The organism is Corynebacterium lemuris, from assembly GCF_024919295.1.
Lineage (GTDB): Bacteria > Actinomycetota > Actinomycetes > Mycobacteriales > Mycobacteriaceae > Corynebacterium > Corynebacterium lemuris.
In genome coordinates, this window is sequence record NZ_JANWTC010000007.1 from 56,825 (window position 1) to 75,444 (window position 18,620).

Sequence of the window (18,620 nt, forward strand, 5' to 3'; positions counted from 1 at the left end):
CGAGCGGCGACGGCGCCGACGCTTGGGGCTCTGGGAATCATTCTCAGTCATCCCCATGATCGTATCCGCTGGGCCCCCCTTTCGAAATTCCCTGGCCGGGGCGTGTCCCGCTAGACTCAGCGGGTGTGACTCCCGACGAATCTCTGACTCCCCTGGCACTCCTGGCGAAGGCCGAGCAGGCGATCTCGTCTCTGGAGGATGTGCTCGTCGACCTCGTCGCCGAGTTCGCCGCCCGTGACCTGCCGCTCTACCTCGTCGGTGGTTCCGTCCGCGACGCCCTCCTCGGCCGTCTCGGCAACGACCTCGACTTCACCACCCCCGCCCGCCCCGAGGTCCTCACCGGGATCCTCAGTTCCTGGGCCGGCACGGTGTGGGACACCGGCATCGACTTCGGCACCGTCTCCGCGCAGCACCGCGGCCAGCAGATCGAGATCACCACCTTCCGCTCCGACACCTACGACGGGCAGAGCCGCAACCCCGAGGTCGTCTTCGGAGACACCCTCGAGGGTGATCTGGTCCGCCGTGATTTCCGCATCAACGCCATGGCCGTCGAACTGCTTCTCGACGACACCGGCTCCCTCACCGCCCGATTCCACGATCCGGTCGGCGGCCTCGAGGACCTCGTCCACCGACGCCTGGACACCCCCGACACCCCGGAGATCTCCTTCCGCGATGACCCGCTGCGCATGCTGCGCGCCGCCCGTTTCGTCTCCCACCTGGGCTTCGGCGTCGCCGGGCGGGTGCAGCAGGCCATGGTGGACATGGCCGAGGAGATCAACCGCATCACCGTCGAACGCATCCAACAGGAGCTGAACAAGCTCATGGAGGGTGCGGAACCCTGGGCCGGACTGGACCTGCTGGTCGCCACCGGCATCGCGGCACACATCTTCCCCGAGATCCCCGCCATGCGGGACATGCAGGACGAACACCGCCAGCACAAGGACGTCTACGCCCACTCCATGCAGGTGCTGCGCCAGGCCATGGACCAGGAGGAGGACGGCCCCGACCTGGTCCTGCGCTGGGCTGCCCTGCTGCACGACTGCGGCAAACCGCAGACCCGCGCCTTCAACGAGGACGGCCGCGTCACCTTCCACCACCACGAGGTCGTCGGCGCGAAACTCGTCCGCCGCCGCCTGCGCACCCTGAAATACTCCAAGCAGATGGTCGCCGACATCAGTCAGCTCGTGTACCTGCACATGCGTTTCTACGGCTTCGGCGAGGGCCAGTGGACCGATTCCGCCGTGCGCCGCTACGTCACCGACGCCGGCCCGCTGCTGCCCCGCCTGCACAAGCTCGTCCGGGCGGATTCCACCACCCGCAACCAGCGCAAAGCCGCCCGCCTCCAGCGCACCTACGACCACCTCGAGGAACGCATCGCCGACATCGCCGCCCGCGAGGACCTCGCGCGCGTGCGTCCCGACCTCGACGGCAACGAGATCATGCAGATCCTCAACCTGCCCTCCGGCCCCCAGATCGGTCAGGCCTGGACCTTCCTCAAGGAACTGCGTCTTGAGCGCGGCCCGCTGGAGCGGGAGGAGGCCATCGCGGAGCTGAAGAAATGGTGGTCCGGGAAGGGTGAGTAGGACCGCCGCAGAGATCCGGGGCGGGATCGCCGAGACCTGGGCGGTGGGTCTCGGCCTCATCCCGCTGGGGCTGGCCTTCGGCCTGCTCATGGTGCAGTCCGGTTACGCCTGGTGGTGGACGCCGATCTTCTCCGTCCTCATCTACGCCGGTTCCATGGAATTCCTCGCCATCGGGCTGATCGCCGGCGGCGTCGGCCCTTTTGCCGCGGCGCTGACCGGGCTGATGGTCAACTTCCGGCACATCTTCTACGGGCTGACCTTCCCCCGCCACACCATCGCCCCCCGGCTCGGCCGGGCGTACTCCACCTATGCGCTGACTGATGAGTCCTACGCCATCGTCTCCGCCCGACCACCGGGCAAGATCAGCGGTACCCGGGTGCTGACGATCCAGCTGACCTGCCAGTTACTGTGGGTCATCCCCGGCATCATCGGCGCGGTGGCCGGGCAGGCCGTCCCCGACGATGTGCAGGGCATGGAATTCGCGTTGACCGCCCTCTTCGTGGTCCTGGCCTGGGAGTCCTTCACCAACAGCCGCGACCTCTCCCTGCCCCTGATCGCCGCGGCACTGGCCATCGGCTCCGCCGTCATCGCGCCGGCCCAGATGCTCATCATCGCCCTGAGCCTCTACTTCCTCCTCCTGCTCGTCCGGTTCCGGATGCCGCGTCTCGACGCGGCCCTGACCCTGCGCACCGGTGGCAGCCGTGGGTGACTTCGGTCTGCCCGAGGGCGTCACCCTGGCACAGGTCCTCGGCGTGCTGCTCCCCGTCGCCGTCCTCACCGTCGTACTGCGCCAGCTGCCCTTTTCTGCCCTGAAGATGCTGCGCACCAACCACCTCGTCGGCGCGCTGGGTACGACCATGCCCATCGGGGTGATGACGGTCCTGGTCATCTACACCCTCGTCTCCCAGGTCGAGGCCCCGGGCGGGCTGCCCGCCTCCCTGCTCGCCGTCGGCGTCACCGTCATCCTGCACTGGTGGCGCCGCTCCGCCGGCCTGTCCATCGTGGGTGGCACCCTGGCCTACATGTTCCTGGTCAACATGGTTTTCTGAAGGCGTGATTTTCTCGCCCGGAACCCTGTCGGGGGACGTTTCCGCCCGGTAGCATGAGGCCCATGACCAAGAACCTCACCCGCAAGATCGGCGCCGTAGCCGTGGCCCTCGCCTTCTCCTTCGGTGGGGTCGCCACCGCCACCGCCGCCCCCGGTTCCGCCATCGTCGAATCCGTCGGTTTCACCGGCACCTGGACCGCCGACGGACCCAAAGCCCCCCGCGTGACCCTCAACCTCGACGGATCCTTCAGCGGCAACGACGGATGCAACTCCATGAGCGGCCGCTACACCGTCGTCGGCGGCCGGGTCCATCTCGGCCCCGCCGTGAAGACGAAGAAGTACTGCGGCGATGACGTCTGGTTCGAGAAGGCCGACAAACTCGAGCGCGACGGCGATCGTCTCCGTGTCCTGGACAAGGCCGGCCACCGCATCGGCACCCTCAAGCGTGAGGGCGATGCCCCGGACCCCTTCGCCGGCCTCTCCTCCGAGATCCTCAAGTTCTAGGTGATGCCGTCATGAGGACCTCCACCCTCGGCCGCCTCTGCGCCCTCGCCTTCGTCCCCCTGCTGCTCGTTGGCTGTGCCACCGAATCCTCCGCCGTGGAACCTGAGGGCACCTGGGGCCTGGAGGCCCAGGGCGAAGCCCACCTCGTGCTCGCCGAGGACGGCCGCGTCAGCGGCAGCGACGGCTGCAACCGGCTGACCGGCAGCTGGGAACTGGTCGAGGACCGTGTCGAACTCAGCCCCCTCGCCTCCACCATGATGGCCTGCGAAGGCGTCGAGACCTGGCTCGGCGGTGCCGAAACCCTGGATATCGAAGGCGACACCATGCACGTCCTCGACGGACAGGGCGAGGAACTGGGCACCCTGGAGCGGCAGTAGCTCCGATCCCTTTGCAGAACTTCACTCGTGGTGGGAAGCTGGGTACTCATAAGTCAAGCCCCTACAGGAGGTAGTCGCCGTGTCGATGTCAGATTTCTACGCCGACCGTCTCTTCAACGCCCTGGAACGAAACGATCCCGCCCCCGGCATGCTGCTGGTGGCGGCCCCGGGCATGCTCTCCGACGAGTTCAGCCGTTCGGTGGTGCTCGTCATCGAGCACAACGAGAACCTGACCTTCGGCGTCAACCTCGCCTCCCGCAGTGACCTGGCGGTATTCAACGTCATGCCGGACTGGCTGCCCGCAGTGTCCAAACCGCAGGCGCTCTACATCGGCGGCCCCCTGAACCAGCAGTCCGTCGTCGGCCTGGCGATGACCAAGGCGGGCGTCGACATGGATGCGGCCCCCCAGCTCAACCGCCTGGCCAACCGTCTGGCACACGTCGACCTGCGCGCCGAGCCCGGCGACATCGTCGACCTGGTTGAGGGGATGCGCCTGTTCGCGGGCTATGCCGAGTGGGCACCCGGGCAGTTGGCCGGGGAGATCGAACGCGGCGACTGGTTCGTCACACCGGCGCTGCCGACCGACGTGATTGTGCCCGGCCGGGCGGATCTGTGGGGCGACGTGATGCGCCGCCAGCAGATGCCCCTGCCGCTGTTCTCCACCTTCCCCTCCGACCTGGTGGACAACTAGAAATCAGGGAAGGCGGCCATCGCCTCGGCCCACAGCCCCTCAAATTCCGCGGCGCTGAGCGCCCGGTGCTCGATGTCCGGGAAGTCGGCGTAGGTGTCGGGGTGGGGCACCACCGGGTTCGGGGCGTTGGACATGCCGGCCGACTTCTCCTGGGTGGCGCAGCCGCGGATGGTCTCCGTGGGATCGAGCTCGATGATGCGGACCAGGGCGCAGGTCTGCGCATCCATCTCCGCGAGCTCGGCCACGTGGATGACCGAGCCGGCCCCGGGGATCGACAGTTCAATGCGGACGTGGATGTTTTGCTTCACGTCGAACATGGTGCGTCGCGGGGCGTCGAAAAGCAATCAGGCGGGCTGGCGCGCATAACGCGCCGCAAGCCACGAACACATCATCAGCTGGATCTGGTGGAAGATCATCAGCGGCAGGATCAGCAGACCGATGCTGGCACCGCCGAAGATCACCGAGGCCATCGGCAGGCCCGTCGCCAGCGACTTCTTCGTGCCGCAGAACTGGATGGCCTTCATGTCCTTCTGGTTGAAACCCAGACGCAGCGACACGGAACGCGTCAGCCACAGCATGATCGCCACCAGGACGATGGAGAAGACGATGAGGAAGATGATCTCACCCACCGACACCTCCGACCACACACCCGCGACCATGCCCGCCGAAAAAGCCGAGTACACCACCATGGTGATGGAACCCCGGTCGACGATCTTCGTGGCCTTGTTCGCCGCGATGCCCTTGACCCACTTCCGCAGGAGCTGCCCGAGCACGAACGGCAGGAGCAGCAGCACCGCGATGTCGAGGAAGACCTGCGTGTCCACGTTGATGCCCTCACCGGTCGACATGAGCAGCATCACCAGCAGCGGGGTGAGGAACACACCCGCCAGGTTCGAGGCACTCGCCGCCACGATCGCCCCCGCGTAGTTGCCCTTCGCGATGGAGGTGAAGGCCACCGAGGACTGCACCGTCGACGGCACCAGGCACATGAAGAGGATGCCCATGTACAGCTCGTCCGAGATCACCAGCGTCAACGGCTGCAGCGCCAGCCCCACCAGCGGGAACACCAGGAAGGTGAAGGCCAGGATCAGCAGGTGCAGCCGCCAGTGCATCAGGCCCTTGAACGCCTCCCGCGTGGACAGGCGGGCACCGTAGAGGAAGAAGAGCAGGGCGATGGCGAGGTTTGTCGCGGTGGCGAACCACTCCGCGAAACCACCACGGGCAGGGGCGATGAGTGCCACCACCACCGCCAGAATAATCAGGAGGATCAGCGGGTCAGTCCGCTTGAGGAGGGACAGCATGACTTGCAGTGTACGACCCACCCTAGAGTGGGGCACATGACCTCACTCTTCGAACCGATCCGGCTCCGCGACCTGGAAATCCGCAACCGCATGTGGCTACCGCCCATGTGCCAGTACCACGCCTTCGACGCCGACGGCACGCCCGAGGACTGGCACACCGTCCACTACGGGGCGCGCGCCGCCGGGGGTTTCGGGCTCATCATCGCGGAGTCCACCGGCATCACTCCGGAGGGCCGGATCTCACCCCTGTGCACCGGCCTCTGGAACGACCGCCAGGAGCAGGCCTGGGCGCGGATCGTGCAGTTCGCCCACTCCCAGGGAGCGAAGATGGGCATCCAGCTCAACCACGCCGGCCGAAAGGCCTCCAGCGTCCCCGCCCGCCCCGGACAGGAGCCTGTGAACGACACCGACACCATCCCCGTCGGCCACGGCGGCTGGGAGATCGTCGGCCCCTCCGCCGTGGCAAACGACGGCCTGGCCGTCCCCCGCGAGATGACGGTCGAGGAGATCGAGGCCCTGCTCGGACAGTTCGCCGCCTCCGCGGAACGGGCCGTTCGTGCCGGTTTCGACACCATCGAGCTCCACGGCGCCCACGGCTACCTGCTCCATCAGTTCCTTACTCCCCTGGCCAACCGGCGCACCGACGACTGGGGCGGATCCTTCGACAACCGCACCCGTCTGCTCCGGGCCGTGGTGCAGGCCGTCCGTGAGGTCATCCCCGCGGGCATGCCGTTGCTCGTGCGTCTGTCCGCCACTGACTGGATCGACGGCGCCTGGGACCTCGACCAGACCGTGAAACTGGCGCAACTGCTCAGGGATGACGGCGTCGACCTCATCGACGTCACCACCGGTGGTGCCGCCCACGCGCAGATCCCCGTCGGGCCGGGCTACCAGGTCCGCTTCGCCGAGGAGATCCGCGCACGCGCCGGCATCCCCACCGCGGCCGTCGGCATGATCACCGAGTCCGGTCAGGCCCAGGAGATCGTCACCGACTCGCTTGCCGACGCCGTCCTCATCGGCCGCGCCGCCCTCCGCGACGCCTCCTGGCCCCTGCACACCGCCCACGAGCTGGGGAAGACCCGCGAGGAGATCCCCTACCCGGGTTCCTACTGGCGTGCCGCCTGGCGCTAACCGCCGACGTTCAACGTCCCGCCTGTCTGTTCCAGATCTGCGGGCGTGAGCGGGTCGCGGGCGATCCCGGAGATGACGGAACCGTCCCGGATGTCGAATACCGAGTTGTGGTACGTGCAGATCACGGTGTCCCCCTCGACTTCCGTGATGGGGTTGCGCTGGTGCGGGCACTGCTGGGACCAGGCGACGTAGGTGCCGGCGGTGGGTTGTGCGATGATGAAACCGTCGAAGATGACGGCGCTGCCCACCGGCACGTCCGCCGCGGCGACCTCTACAGACGGTGTGGCGCCGCAGGCCGCGAGAAATACCCCCGCGAAGGTGCTCGCGGTGCCCAGCAGGAACATACGGCGGCTGCAGGTGAAGCGGGACTCAGGCATGATCACCATTATGCCCCGCCGGGAAGTTCTGGACGGAGTAAATGGTCAGGCGGTTCCAAGGTGGGACACACCGGCTGTCTGGCTTGGCCAATGACAGAACTTCCCCATCTTTGGTTGATGGGGAAGGTGTTCCCGACGTCCCGGAGCCAGAAGTTGAGTCACTGTGACTTTATGCTTCCGGTCATGATCGTGTCAGTAGATCTCCCTCTGCCGGGCCCCCACGAGCCCCCAGCCGGTGAGCACCACTGCCACCACCCCCATGCCCAGATGCACCGCCCAGGAACCGCTCTCCACTGTGACGCCGTATTCGAAGGGGGAAAGGTCAATGAGCCACTGGGGGGCATTGAGAATCGGCCCGAACAACGTGAGCACCGCCGCCGTGATCACGGGTGCCCACGCGAAGTGGGCGAACCGTGGGAACAATCCCACAAGTGCGACCGCCACCGCAGTGAGCAGAAGCGCCGGGCCCAGTTGTGACCAGGCTGCCAGGAGTAGGTTGTCATAGTCCCCCGCCGTCGTCGAGTCCTGGGACCAGAGGCCGTACACCCCACCCACCATGGTGGCCGTGGTGCCGGACAGGACTGCAGTCCATCCGATGAGCGCGGCAGATCCGAGTGGCACCCACCGCCGGATCCCGGTGGAGCGCTGGAGATCCACAGTCCTGTCGATCTCCCCGGAGCGGTACGTGACGATCGCCTGGATTCCCATCGTCGCCACCAGGATCCCGCAGAGCTTCGCCACGTAGGTGATGAACTCCGTCTTCATGTCACCGGTGTCGAAGATGTTCTTGAAGATCTGACCGATGTTCTCCTCCGCTTCCATCCACTCACTCAGCGAACCGGTGATCGCGATGAAGAAGGCAGCGAGGGCCGCGACCACCAGGGTCCAGGCCACGATCGTTCCGCGGTTGAGCACCATCGACAGGTGCACCGGTCCCCGGACGCGGCGGACCCGTCTCCGTGGCAGCACCGGCAGCCGGAAGAGAGCCTGACCGTATTCACGGTGGCGTTCGGCGAACAGCGCCGCCGCGGAACCAAGCAGGCACATGGCCGCTATGGCGGCGACCGCTGCCCAGTCATCATGGACGAAGGGACGGACCAGCGTTTTCCAACCCAGTGGGGACAGCCAGTTGAGCCATTCGATCCGTTGCGAATCCGCCGTGGCCCGCACGATGACGGAGGCGGCGATGGTCACCAGCCCTACTCTGGTCAGAGCCGCGGGGTTGTCGACGAACAACAGCACCAGCTGGGCCAGAAGCGCGGACCCGAACATCACCAGGGCAAAGGTGGCCCCAGCCACCACCGCCCCCTGAAGCGGCATCTCATCCACATACAGACCCGAGACAGCGAGGACCACCCCACTGCCGGCCCCCACGACGAGGGAGGTGACAGCGGTGGTCAACAGCGCCGCGGCTGCCGGCGCCATCCGGTTGATACCGGTGGACAGCCGCAGCTCCATCTGCCCCTGGTGCTCCTCCTTGCGGTGCAGTCCCACCATCATGAGCACGGACATGACCGAGGCGAGGATGCTCAGCAGTGACCCGGCCTCCCACATGACAATCTGTCCCAAGGAGGCGGGTGTCTCCAGCGGCCCCCACACGGCCGTCATGCCGGCATTCTGCTGGATGCCGGTGAGGAAGGCTGTCCGGTCTGCCGGGGTCGGATAGTAGTTCTCGTAGGCGGGAGGGAAGATCGCCAGAAATGCCCACAGACACACTGACCAGATGATGAGGAAGTTTCTCCGCAGGCGGAAATTGAGCCGGATCATTCCCGCCCCCGCTTCTCCATGTCCCCGTAGTGCGCGAGGAACATCTCTTCAATGCTCGCGGGTCGCGAAACAATGTCCTCGCCCCCGGCGTCGAGAATGATCCGCAGGATCTCAGATACCTGTTCGCGGGCAGCGGTGACCTGGATGAGAGGACCGTCGAAGGTGGCGTCGGTGAGTGAGAGGAGGGCAGGTGTTTCACGTGAAACCCTGGCGGTGATCTCATGGGTGGAAAGGTGCTTCAATTCGGCCATGCTGCCCGTCTCGACGGTGCGGCCGTCCCGGATGATGGTCACGTCGTCGCAGAGCTTCTCAACTTCACTCATGATGTGGCTGGAGAGCAGGATGGTGGCGCCCCGCTCCCGCTCGCGCCGCAGCTCCTCCACGAAGACCTGCTCCATCAGAGGGTCGAGCCCCGCGGTGGGCTCATCGAGGATGAGGACTTCGGCAGCGGCGGACAATGCAGCAACAAGGCTGACTTTACGGCGGTTGCCGGTCGAGTAGTCGCGGCACTTCTTGTTCGGATCGAGTTTGAAGAGGTCGATGAGTTCCCCCTCCCTCTCTTTGTCGACGGGGCGACCCCGGAGGGATTCGAGGGTGCGGAATACCTCGCGCCCCGTCAGGCCCGGCCAGAGGGCGACGTCGCCGGGGATGTAGCCGATGCGTTTCAGTACGGAGGGAGTGCGGCGCGGGTCCTCCCCCAGAACCTCGGCGGTCCCGGAGCTGGCGTGGAGGACCCCCAGGAGGGTCCGGATGGTGGTGGATTTCCCGGATCCGTTGGGGCCGAGGAATCCGTGGATGGTGCCTGGCCGGACACTCAGATTGAGTCCGTCCAGAGCGCGGAACGTGCCGAAGTTCTTGACCAGGTTGCGCACTTCAATGGCTGAAGGCATGCCCGTCCCCTCCCCGGAGTTTCACGTGAAACATGGCTCGTCGACGGACGCGTGGAACTATGAGTCTGTTTCTCATGCCCCCAGCATGCCTGCTCGGATCACTCCGGTGGTGGGTCGTTACCATCCGCCAGCGGGGCGCTCCCCTGCCTCTTCCTCTCCTGGGATTCCGCCCGGATCCGTTCCCGCCGTCTATGGATTCTCTGGGCCACTGTCTGGAGCCAGTGACGCTCCTTCGGCGCCAGGGGGCCGGTGGGTTCGGCGGAGACCCATCGCCCGTCCTCAAAGAGCCAGAATTTCTCCCGGGTGGCGGGGTCGATGATGTAGCGGACCCGACCATCTGTCTTGATGTTGTGGTGGTGCTGGCAGATGGCGGCCAGGTTCGCTGCGGTGGTGGGTCCACCGTCCCCGAAGTCAACCCGGTGGTCCATCTGGGATCGGATGCCGTGGCGGAGGCAGCCGGGGAAACTGCAGCCGCCGTCCCAGCCGATCACCACCGCCCGGATGTCGGCAGGGGTGGTGTAGGAGCCGGAGACCTTGTCATAGAGCTGGTCCATGTCCCGGATGGTGGCTGCCTGGGCTGCGAGCCTGTCGGCCTCCCCGACGCTGAGCCAGCCGATCCCGGAGATCCAGCCGGGAGCATCCTTGACATCATGTGCCCGGTAGACATTGAGGACGATGTTGGTGGTGCCCTCCCCGCGGACGAGCTCCGCGAGGGCCTGGCTGAGACTGATCTCCCGGTTGGCGGCATGCTGCCGCACCCGCTCATCGATCTCGTGGGCCGTCACCGCGTCGGTGACCACATCGATGAAACCCTGCGCCCCGTCAATGCCGACGGAGAACGCCTCTCCCACTCCCCCGGCGGGTGAATCGTCGGGTGAGACCGAATCGTCGAGAGTGAGGATGATGGCATTCAACTTCCGCCGGATCGCGCCGGCAGAAGGCAGGTTCTGGTTGGGTCGGGTGGGTGTGAGGTAGGTGGTGAGCTCCTCATCGACGATGCGCATGTGCTCGGTGATGTCCGCGTCGATCTTGCACAGCACGGCGTCGATGGCCTTCAGCCGGCTGAGGTCCAGGTGGAAGAGGCGCTCCTGGAGCTGCCTGAACCGGGGCAGTTCACGCAACCGGTGGTGGGCGAACAACGCCTTCTCGATGTGGGGTTCACCGTAGCCGGTGGAGCGCCGCAGCGCCGCCAGCACCTGCTCGATGTCCTCGATGTCGTCGGGCACGTAGGACTGCCACAGCTCGTGGTCCTCCCGTCGGATCCGCGTCGCGCGGATGGCGGCGGGATCATGAGGCGAGCACACCGAGTAGTAGTTCCTCGGGTACAGCAGATCCCGAAGCGCCCGGTCCACGACCGACTCCAGTACGTCCATCACATTCCCCCCGGTTGTATGTTCGAACCCAACGTTAGAACAGCTGTCCGACATCCGCAAGGGCTGGAAAGAAAAAACACCCGCCCACTGGCGGGTGGGCGGGTGTCAGGAGGGACGGGCTACGCGCGCTTCGTCGCTGCCTTCATGGCGGAGACGAACTCAGCGAGCTCCGCCTTGAGTGCGGCCAGGTCGGTGATCCGGCCCGGCTCGGGGTGGTCCCCCACGACGTATTTGTCGATGATCCTGGTGATCGCGGAGCCGGAGATGGCTCCCGCGGCACCCGCGGCGATGGCGTCGGCAACATGCTCCGGGGTGGAGATGCCGAAACCGAGGAGGATCGGGGGACCGCCGAAACGTTTCACATTGGCCACGACATCGGCGAGGCCGGTGATCTCCGATGCGCGTTCGGTGCCGGTCACACCGTGGCGGGAGACGGCGTAGATGTAACCCTTCGACTGGGCGGCCACACCGGCGAGGGTCTTCTCGGCGGCCTGGGCCGGGGCGATGAAGATGGGGTCGATGCCGACGGCCGCGGCGGCGGCGGCGAAGGGCTGCCCCTCGCGGACGGGGACGTCGGGAAGCAGGACGGAGTCGGCGCCGGCCTCCGCGAACTCCCGGTAGAAGGTCTCCAGTCCGCGGGTGAAGGGGACGTTGCCGTAGATGAGCATGCCGATGGGCAGGTCGGGGAACTCCGCGCGGATGGTGCGGATCTGGGCCAGGGCACCGTCCACGGTCGCTCCCCCGTCGAGGGCGCGGATGTGTGACTTCTGGATGGTGGGGCCGTCGGCCACCGGATCGGAGAAGGGGACGCCGAGCTCGAGGGCGTCGGCACCCGCCTCGACGACCGCGCGGACGATCTCCAGGGCGTCCTCTCCGGTGGGGTCACCGAGCATGAGGAAGGGGACGAAGGCGCCTTCGTTGCGCCTGCCGAGGGCGTCGAAAAGCTTCTCGTAACGGGTCATGGCTACTGCGCCTCCTTGGACAGGACGAGCTCGGGGTTCTCCTCGAGGGTACGGCGGACGTGGTCGACGTCCTTGTCGCCGCGACCCGACAGGGAAACCAGGATGGTGATGTTCTCGCCGTTCTCCTCGGCCAGCTTCGCGCGCTTGAGGGCGTAGGCCATGGCGTGGGAGGACTCGAGGGCGGGGATGATGCCCTCGTGCAGGGAGAGCAGCTGGAAGGCCTCGAGGGCCTCCGCGTCGGTGATGCCGACGTAGGTGGCGCGGCCGGAAGCATGGAGATATGCGTGCTGCGGGCCCACACCCGGATAGTCGAGACCGGCGGAGATGGAGTAGGACTCCTCCACCTGACCGTCGGAGTTGCGCATGAGGTAGCTGCGCGCGCCGTGGAGGATGCCGATCTGGCCGTTGTTGATGGTCGCGCCGTGTTTGCCGGAATCGAGTCCCAGGCCGCCGGGCTCCGCGCCGACGAGCTCGACGCCTTCCTCGTCGATGAAGTCGGCGAACATGCCGATGGCGTTGGAGCCGCCGCCGACGCAGGCGACGACGAGGTCCGGCAGGCCGCCGGTGCGCTCGATCATCTGCGCCTTGGCCTCCTGGGAGATGACGCGGTGGAATTCCCGGACGATCGTCGGGAAGGGGTGGGGGCCGGCGGCGGTGCCCAGCAGGTAGTGGGACTCGTGGAAGGTGGCGGTCCAGTCGCGCAGGGCCTCGTTGACGGCGTCCTTGAGGGTGCCGGAGCCGGTGTCCACGGGGATGACCGTGGCGCCCATGAGCTTCATGCGGAAGACGTTGGGCTGCTGGCGCTCGACGTCCTTGGCGCCCATGTAGACGACGCACTCCAGACCGAGCAGGGAGCAGGCCAGGGCGGTGGCGGTGCCGTGCTGGCCTGCGCCGGTCTCGGCGATGATGCGGGTCTTGCCCATGCGCTTGGCCAGCAGCGCCTGGCCGATGACCTGGTTGGTTTTATGGGCGCCGCCGTGGACGAGATCCTCACGCTTGAGGAAGATCCGGGCGTGGCCCCTCCCCTCCCCCGGCAGAGGCAGATTGGAGCATTCGGTCAGCGGGGTGGGGCGGCCGAGGTAGTCGCGCAGGTAGGTGGCGAGTTCCTCCCGGAAGGAGGGGTCGTTCTGCGCGTCGACGAAGGCCTGCTCGAGTTGGTCGAGTGCCGGGATGAGGGACTCGGGGACGAATTGTCCGCCGAATTCACCGAAGTAGGCCGGCAGTACGGTGGTGCCGCCCTCGCGATCTGTGGTGGTGGTCATGAGTGTTGATCCTATTGGTAGCTGAAGCTGCGGATGGTGGCGAAGGCCAGGCGGAGGGCACCGGCGTCCTTGCGGCCGGGTTGGCCGGGGTATTCCACACCGGAGTTGAGGTCGAGTCCGAGGCAGCCGACGGCGAGTGCGTCAGTGAGGTTGGCGGGGCTCAGTCCGCCGGCGAGCAGGCTGTGCTGCTTCACCTCGGCGGGGATGGTCGACCAGTCGAAGGTGGTGCCGGTGCCGCCGCCGCCGGAATCGAGGACGAGCTTATCGACGTCCCCCGCGATCGCCGTGGCCACCTCTCCCCCGGTCTCCGCGGTCATGGAGACCGCGCGCCAGACCTCGGTGCCCTCGGGCACCTCGGCACGGGCGGTGGTGATGAGGGCGCGCTCGGCCGCTACCGACCCCTGGTACGGAGCATGGAGCTGGACCGCGCCGACACCGTCGAGGCAGAGCGCAGCGAAACCGGAGGTGCGGCGTGAGACGGCGACGTACTTCAGACTGCCCTCGGCGCCGATGATCTGCTCCGCGGTTTCACGTGAAACATTGCGCTTCGATGTCTCGTCGAAGATGAGTCCGCCGTAGACGGCACCGGCTGCCGCGGCGGCCTGGGCGGCCGTCGGTGAAGTGAGTCCGCAGACCTTGTTCGGGCCGTAGACGAGCTCGCGGGCGGCCAGATCGATGTCCGGCTGGGAGGTCAACTGCGAGCCGACGAGGAAACCGTTGGAGTGTCCGCCGAGCCGCCGCACGGTCTCACTGTCACGGATTCCGGATTCGGAGACCACCACCGCGTCCTCCGGGAGCAGTGCCGCCAGGCGGGCGGAGCGGTCCAGGTCGATGGACAGGTCGTGGAGGTTGCGGTGGTTGATGCCGAAGATCTTCGCGCCGAGACGGACGGCACGCTCGGTCTCCTCCTCGTCGATGACCTCGGTGAGGATGTCGAGGTCGTAGCGGGCGGCGACGTCGGCGAGCGCGGTGTACTCATCGTCGGAGAGCACGGAGAGCATGAGCAGGATGGCGTCGGCACCGAAATAGCGGGCGGCGTGGACCTGGACCTCGTCGATGATGAAGTCCTTGCACAGCACCGGCAGGTGCGAGGAGGAGGCGACGGTGGCCAGGTGGTCGTAGTCGCCGCCGAAGCGGTCGGGCTCACAGAGCACGGAGATGCCCGAGGCATAGCGCGAGTAGACGCGCGCGATGGCACCCGGCTCGTAGTGCTCGCGGATCATGCCGAGGGAGGGTGAGGAGGACTTGCACTCCATGATGAAGCGGTTACCCCCGCGGCCGTCAGCACGCAGGGTGTCGTAGAGGGAGCGGGTGGATTTCGTCAGGGTGGACAGGTCCACGTGGGCGATGCGCGCCCGGATCTCCTCGAGATGGCCGCGGCGGCCCTCGACGATACCCTCCAGAACGGTCGGAAGTTTATGCGCCATAATCGGTCCCTTCATGCTTGTTGAGCCACTCCCCCACTGTCCCGTCCGCGATGAGCTTGAGCGCCAGTTCGGTGCCCTCCCGCAGGGAGTCGACGCGGGAGTTGAGGTAGAACATCGCGCCGGCGTTGACGGCCACGGCGTCGCGGTGCGCGGTCGGGCCGGTGCCGTTGAAGATCGCGCGCATGTGGCGGGCGTTCTCCTCCCCATCACCGCCGACGAGGTCCTCGAGCGCACACTTCTCGACGCCCAGTTCCTCCGGCGTCACCTCGTAGGTGATGATCTCCCCGTCCGCCTGCAGCTCCCACACGGTGGTGGTGCCGTGGACGGCGATCTCATCGGTGCCGGCGCCGTGGACGACAAGTGCGCGGGAACGGCCGAGCTCCCCGAAGACCTCCGCGAGCATCTGGCCGTGGGCGGGGTTGGCCACACCCATGATCTGGAATTCCGGGCGCACCGGGGAGAGCAGCGGGCCGAGGACGTTGAAGATGGTGGGCACCTTCAACGCCTTGCGCACCGGCTGGGCGTGCGCGATGGCCGGGTTGTAGGCCGGGGCGAAGAGGAAGGTGAAGTTGGAGGCCTCGAACCAGCGTTGGGCACGTTCCGGATCCAGATCCAGGGGGATGTTCAGGGCCTCCAGCACATCGGCGGAACCGGACTTGGAGGACACGGAACGGTTGCCGTGTTTGACCACCTTCAGTCCCCCGGCCGCCGCGACGAGGGAGGCGCCGGTGGTGATGTTGATGGTGTTGGCGCCGTCACCTCCGGTGCCCGCGGTATCCAGGACCCCCTTTCCCGGGACCGGGAAGGGGCGGCCGGCGTTGAGGAAGGCCTTGGCGGCGCCGGCGATGTCGGCGAAGGTCTCACCGCGGGTGCGGATGGTGGCCAGCAGCGCCGCGATGTGGACGTCGTCGTATTCACCGATGGTCATCGGCGTGAAGACCTCGACGGCGTCCTCGACGGTGGGGGCCGGGTTGTCCAGGTACCTGATCAGCACCTGCAGGTTGTCGGGGTGGGTCATCAGCGGGAACCTTCCTTCTGGGAAATACTGAGCAACTGGCTGACGCAACGCGTCAGGATGATCGGTCCGGAGGGGCTGAGCACGCTCTCGGGGTGGAACTGCAGGCCGATGGCCATGCCGTCCGGAGTCTCGGCGGCCATGACGACATCACCGATCTCCGTCTCCGTGGTGGCCAGCGGATGCATGCCCGCCGCCTCGCGGCAGCCGAGGGAGTGGTAGCGGGCGACCGGCACGAGGCGGCCGACCTTGCCCGGCAGGTCAGCGTCGACGGCCAGCCCGGCGAAGACGGGGTGTTCCACACCGGCGTCGGTGAGGGTCATCGGCACGGAGACACCGTGGACGGGGCCGCAGGGTTCGACCTTTCCGCCGTGGTGCTCGAGCAGGGCCTGGAAACCCAAGCAGATGCCGAGCACCGGAATATTGCCGATCACCTGTTCGATGAGTGGCAGCAGGTTGCCGGCGGTGGCCGGGTAACCCGGGCCGGGCGAGAGGCAGATCAGGTCGGGCTCCGCCGCGAGCACCTCCGCCACCGTGACGGTGTTGCGGAAGACGGTGCAGCGGTACCCGGCCTCGGCGAAGGCGTCGACGAGGTTGTAGACGAAGCTGTCGTGGTTGTCGATGAGGACGATGTGCGTCATCGGATCACCTCCAGGGTGGAATCCGCGGCGAGCGCGATGGCGTTGAGTACGGCATAGGCCTTCTGCAGGGTCTCGTCGGCCTCGGACTGGGGGTTGGAGTCGCGGACCACGCCGGCGCCGGCCTGGACGGAGGCGGTGCCGTCCTGCACGAAGGCGGAACGGATGACGATGCAGTTGTCCATGTCGCCGTTACCCCGGATGTAGCCGATGGCACCGCCGTAGGAGCCGCGGCGCCGTTTCTCGACGCCCCGCAGCAGCTCCATCGCGCGGATCTTCGGCGCCCCCGACAGGGTGCCCATGTTCATGCAGGCCCGGTAGGCGTCCAGGGCGTCGAGCTCCGGGTCCAGCGTCGCCGTCACCCGGGAGACCAGGTGCATGACGCGGGAGTAGCGGTCGACCTGCAGCAGGTCGGCGACCCGGCGCGTGGCCGGGACGGCGACGCGGGCGAGGTCGTTGCGGGCGAGGTCGACGAGCATGGTGTGCTCGGCGATCTCCTTGGCGTCGGTACGCAGCTCGAGCTCCATGCGGATGTCGAGCTCGTCGTTGACGGAGCCGTCCGGGTTCAGGCCGCGGGGGCGGGTGCCGGCGATGGGGTAGAGCTGGACCTCGCGGGTGGCGGAGTCGAATTTGAGGTTCGATTCCGGTGAGGCGCCGAACAGTTCGAAGGGGCGGCCGTTGGTACCGGTGCCGCGCTGGTAGAACATGTACGGGCTGGGGTTGGTCTCCCGCAGCTGCCGGTAGGCGGCGAAGGCGTCGGGGCAGGGCGCGGTGAAGGTCCGGGCGGGTACGACCTGGTAGATGTCGCCGTTGTGGATGTTCTGCTTGAGTCCCTCGACCTGCCCCCGGAATTCCGCGTCGGGGATGTCGGCGGTGACCTGGAGGACGTCCGAATGGTGGACCGTGGGCTGGTAGGTGTGTTCGGCGGCGTCGATGAGCGCGGCGAGTTCATCGAGGCGGTCCGCGAGATCGTCCTCGGCCAGGGAGACACCGGTCAGGTGCGCGGTCTGGTCACCGTGGTTGATGGTGAGCACGATCTCGGCGAGCACGAACTGGTAGTCCGGGTAGGTGTTGGTGCTCTCCCCCACCGCCGGCAGTTCCTCGAAGGTCTCCAGGAAGTCGAAGGCGATGCCCCCGGCCAGCATGGGCAGGGTGTGGCTCGGGTCCGCGTAGCCGGCGTCCCGGGTCAGGGCGCGCAGCGGTTCGACGGGGCTGACGGCGGTGAGGCGCTCCCGCTCGTCGACGGCGTGGGTGCGCGGGAAGGTGAAGGTGTCGCGGCCGTATTCGGCCAGCTGCTCGTTGAGCTTCCCGACGATCACCTCACCCGAGGCCGTCAACGGTGTCACTGTCACCGACTGGCCGGTGCAGGTCAGCCGCACCGAGGAGGTCAGCACCGCGACGGAGGAGATCCCCGACTTCGTGGTGATGTCCGCGGATTCCAGGAGAACGGAATCATCGGCGGTGGTGCCGCCGAGGTGGGCGAACAGGCCGGAGGCGTCTGCGTGGTAGCGCACCTGACGGGTTAGCACCACTGGTGGGGAACTGCTGGTCATCTGGGTATTCTACTTTCCTGGGGGCGGGTGGGTCATTCGTGCTTCCCGCTGCCGGCCAGGTGGTGTACCCGAGAAAAATACAGGGCCCGCAGCGCTTCCTGGGAAGACGGCGGGCCTGGGATGGAGTGCAACACGTGTGGCTCGCCGGTTAAGCGCGCCACCACCACTGGGTGCTTCGGAGAGAAGTCGAGTTGTTCACGTCACAGACGTTAATGCCCTGTCGGGCATGACGCAACTCCACCGGGGGCAGAGACCTACTGCTGGTCTGCCTGGCTGGCGGCACGACGCAGGGCGTCGATGTCCACTTCGGGGGTCTCAGCGGGGGCACCGCAGTTGCAGTTCCCGCCGCAGCCGTCCCCGGAGTCCTCGCCGGCGTCGAGAAGCGAGGCCTTCTGCGCACCGACGTGGGCGCCCAGGCTCATGGCCACCAGGGCGACGAGGATGGTGAAGACGGTGAACAGCCACATCCAGCCCCCCGACACGAGGCCGATGAGGCCACCGAAGAGCAGGGCCACGCCACCGAAGGTCCAGACCGGGCCGGCGGCGGCGTGCGCGGTCCGCCAGGTCTCCTCGGATTTACGGACCTCGGGGATCCGCATGCCGATGATGGAGTTGCCCGGCAACTTCTTCGTCCAGGAGATCACCCCGAACAGGATCAGGCACAGGGCGAGGATGATCAGAACCAGAGCGATGACCGTCATAACGGCTCAGTCTATCCGGT

Annotated in this window: 20 protein-coding genes; 7 read left to right on the top strand and 13 right to left on the bottom strand. The window is 67.0% G+C overall.

Going from position 1 to position 18,620, the window contains the following annotated elements:
• Positions 1 to 125: 125 nt before the first annotated feature.
• The 6 genes from NYP18_RS10185 to NYP18_RS10210 all read left to right on the top strand — a co-directional run bounded on the left by NYP18_RS10185 (position 126) and on the right by NYP18_RS10210 (position 4,203).
• Complete coding sequence (locus NYP18_RS10185; RefSeq protein ID WP_259428079.1) at positions 126 to 1,583, top strand: CCA tRNA nucleotidyltransferase; 1,458 nt, start codon at positions 126 to 128, stop codon at positions 1,581 to 1,583.
• Positions 1,576 to 2,292, top strand: coding sequence for an AzlC family ABC transporter permease (locus NYP18_RS10190; RefSeq protein ID WP_259428080.1), 717 nt, complete (start codon positions 1,576 to 1,578; stop codon positions 2,290 to 2,292). Before NYP18_RS10185 ends, NYP18_RS10190 begins: the two co-directional genes overlap by 8 nt.
• On the top strand, positions 2,285 to 2,632 hold the full coding sequence (locus tag NYP18_RS10195; protein ID WP_259428172.1) for a branched-chain amino acid transporter permease: 348 nt from the start codon (positions 2,285 to 2,287) through the stop codon (positions 2,630 to 2,632). The genes NYP18_RS10190 and NYP18_RS10195 overlap by 8 nt, the downstream gene beginning before the upstream one ends.
• Before the next feature lie 62 nt (positions 2,633 to 2,694).
• Entirely contained in the window at positions 2,695 to 3,135 is a 441-nt protein-coding gene (locus NYP18_RS10200) for an META domain-containing protein (RefSeq protein WP_259428081.1), read from the top strand.
• Between the two features lie 11 nt (positions 3,136 to 3,146).
• Positions 3,147 to 3,512, top strand: coding sequence for an META domain-containing protein (locus NYP18_RS10205; RefSeq protein WP_259428082.1), 366 nt, complete (start codon positions 3,147 to 3,149; stop codon positions 3,510 to 3,512).
• 85 nt (positions 3,513 to 3,597) lie between these two features.
• The gene (locus tag NYP18_RS10210; RefSeq protein ID WP_259428173.1) at positions 3,598 to 4,203 is read left to right on the top strand and encodes a YqgE/AlgH family protein; all 606 of its coding nucleotides are present in this window, start codon (positions 3,598 to 3,600) and stop codon (positions 4,201 to 4,203) included.
• Here the strand turns inward: NYP18_RS10210 and NYP18_RS10215 are convergent.
• A complete protein-coding gene (locus NYP18_RS10215; RefSeq protein ID WP_259428174.1) occupies positions 4,200 to 4,520 on the bottom strand; it encodes a hypothetical protein in 321 nt (106 codons plus the stop codon). The two genes, NYP18_RS10210 and NYP18_RS10215, sit on opposite strands and share 4 nt — an antisense overlap.
• A 27-nt stretch (positions 4,521 to 4,547) precedes the next feature.
• The gene (locus tag NYP18_RS10220) at positions 4,548 to 5,504 is read right to left on the bottom strand and encodes a bile acid:sodium symporter family protein (RefSeq protein ID WP_259428083.1); all 957 of its coding nucleotides are present in this window, start codon (positions 5,502 to 5,504) and stop codon (positions 4,548 to 4,550) included.
• 36 nt (positions 5,505 to 5,540) lie between these two features.
• Between NYP18_RS10220 and NYP18_RS10225 the strand changes: the two genes are divergently transcribed.
• A complete protein-coding gene (locus NYP18_RS10225) occupies positions 5,541 to 6,635 on the top strand; it encodes an NADH:flavin oxidoreductase/NADH oxidase (RefSeq protein WP_259428085.1) in 1,095 nt (364 codons plus the stop codon).
• Here NYP18_RS10225 and NYP18_RS10230 read toward each other — a convergent pair.
• From NYP18_RS10230 to NYP18_RS10280, 11 genes are all read right to left on the bottom strand, one after another.
• Entirely contained in the window at positions 6,632 to 7,012 is a 381-nt protein-coding gene (locus tag NYP18_RS10230; protein WP_259428086.1) for a Rieske (2Fe-2S) protein, read from the bottom strand. The two genes, NYP18_RS10225 and NYP18_RS10230, sit on opposite strands and share 4 nt — an antisense overlap.
• Positions 7,013 to 7,204: 192 nt before the next feature.
• The gene (locus NYP18_RS10235; RefSeq protein ID WP_259428087.1) at positions 7,205 to 8,779 is read right to left on the bottom strand and encodes an efflux permease Rv1217c-related protein; all 1,575 of its coding nucleotides are present in this window, start codon (positions 8,777 to 8,779) and stop codon (positions 7,205 to 7,207) included.
• A complete protein-coding gene (locus NYP18_RS10240) occupies positions 8,776 to 9,669 on the bottom strand; it encodes an ABC transporter ATP-binding protein (protein ID WP_259428088.1) in 894 nt (297 codons plus the stop codon). The genes NYP18_RS10235 and NYP18_RS10240 overlap by 4 nt, the downstream gene beginning before the upstream one ends.
• 98 nt (positions 9,670 to 9,767) lie before the next feature.
• Positions 9,768 to 11,042 carry an HNH endonuclease signature motif containing protein gene (locus NYP18_RS10245; protein ID WP_259428089.1) on the bottom strand — a complete coding sequence of 425 codons (1,275 nt, stop codon included), beginning with the start codon at positions 11,040 to 11,042 and terminating at the stop codon, positions 9,768 to 9,770.
• A gap of 119 nt (positions 11,043 to 11,161) precedes the next feature.
• Complete coding sequence (trpA, locus tag NYP18_RS10250; RefSeq protein WP_259428090.1) at positions 11,162 to 12,004, bottom strand: tryptophan synthase subunit alpha; 843 nt, start codon at positions 12,002 to 12,004, stop codon at positions 11,162 to 11,164.
• 2 nt (positions 12,005 to 12,006) lie between these two features.
• Positions 12,007 to 13,266: a tryptophan synthase subunit beta gene (trpB, locus tag NYP18_RS10255; RefSeq protein ID WP_259428091.1), complete on the bottom strand. Its 1,260-nt coding sequence runs from the start codon at positions 13,264 to 13,266 to the stop codon at positions 12,007 to 12,009.
• Positions 13,267 to 13,277: 11 nt separating this feature from the next.
• Positions 13,278 to 14,693, bottom strand: coding sequence for a bifunctional indole-3-glycerol-phosphate synthase TrpC/phosphoribosylanthranilate isomerase TrpF (gene trpCF, locus NYP18_RS10260; RefSeq protein ID WP_439648082.1), 1,416 nt, complete (start codon positions 14,691 to 14,693; stop codon positions 13,278 to 13,280).
• Entirely contained in the window at positions 14,683 to 15,711 is a 1,029-nt protein-coding gene (trpD, locus tag NYP18_RS10265) for an anthranilate phosphoribosyltransferase (RefSeq protein WP_259428092.1), read from the bottom strand. The genes trpCF and trpD overlap by 11 nt, the downstream gene beginning before the upstream one ends.
• The gene (locus NYP18_RS10270; protein WP_259428093.1) at positions 15,711 to 16,349 is read right to left on the bottom strand and encodes an anthranilate synthase component II; all 639 of its coding nucleotides are present in this window, start codon (positions 16,347 to 16,349) and stop codon (positions 15,711 to 15,713) included. Before NYP18_RS10270 ends, trpD begins: the two co-directional genes overlap by 1 nt.
• Complete coding sequence (locus tag NYP18_RS10275) at positions 16,346 to 17,899, bottom strand: anthranilate synthase component 1 (protein WP_259428094.1); 1,554 nt, start codon at positions 17,897 to 17,899, stop codon at positions 16,346 to 16,348. The genes NYP18_RS10270 and NYP18_RS10275 overlap by 4 nt, the downstream gene beginning before the upstream one ends.
• 254 nt (positions 17,900 to 18,153) lie before the next feature.
• The gene (locus NYP18_RS10280; protein ID WP_259428095.1) at positions 18,154 to 18,600 is read right to left on the bottom strand and encodes an SdpI family protein; all 447 of its coding nucleotides are present in this window, start codon (positions 18,598 to 18,600) and stop codon (positions 18,154 to 18,156) included.
• Positions 18,601 to 18,620: the final 20 nt, after the last annotated feature.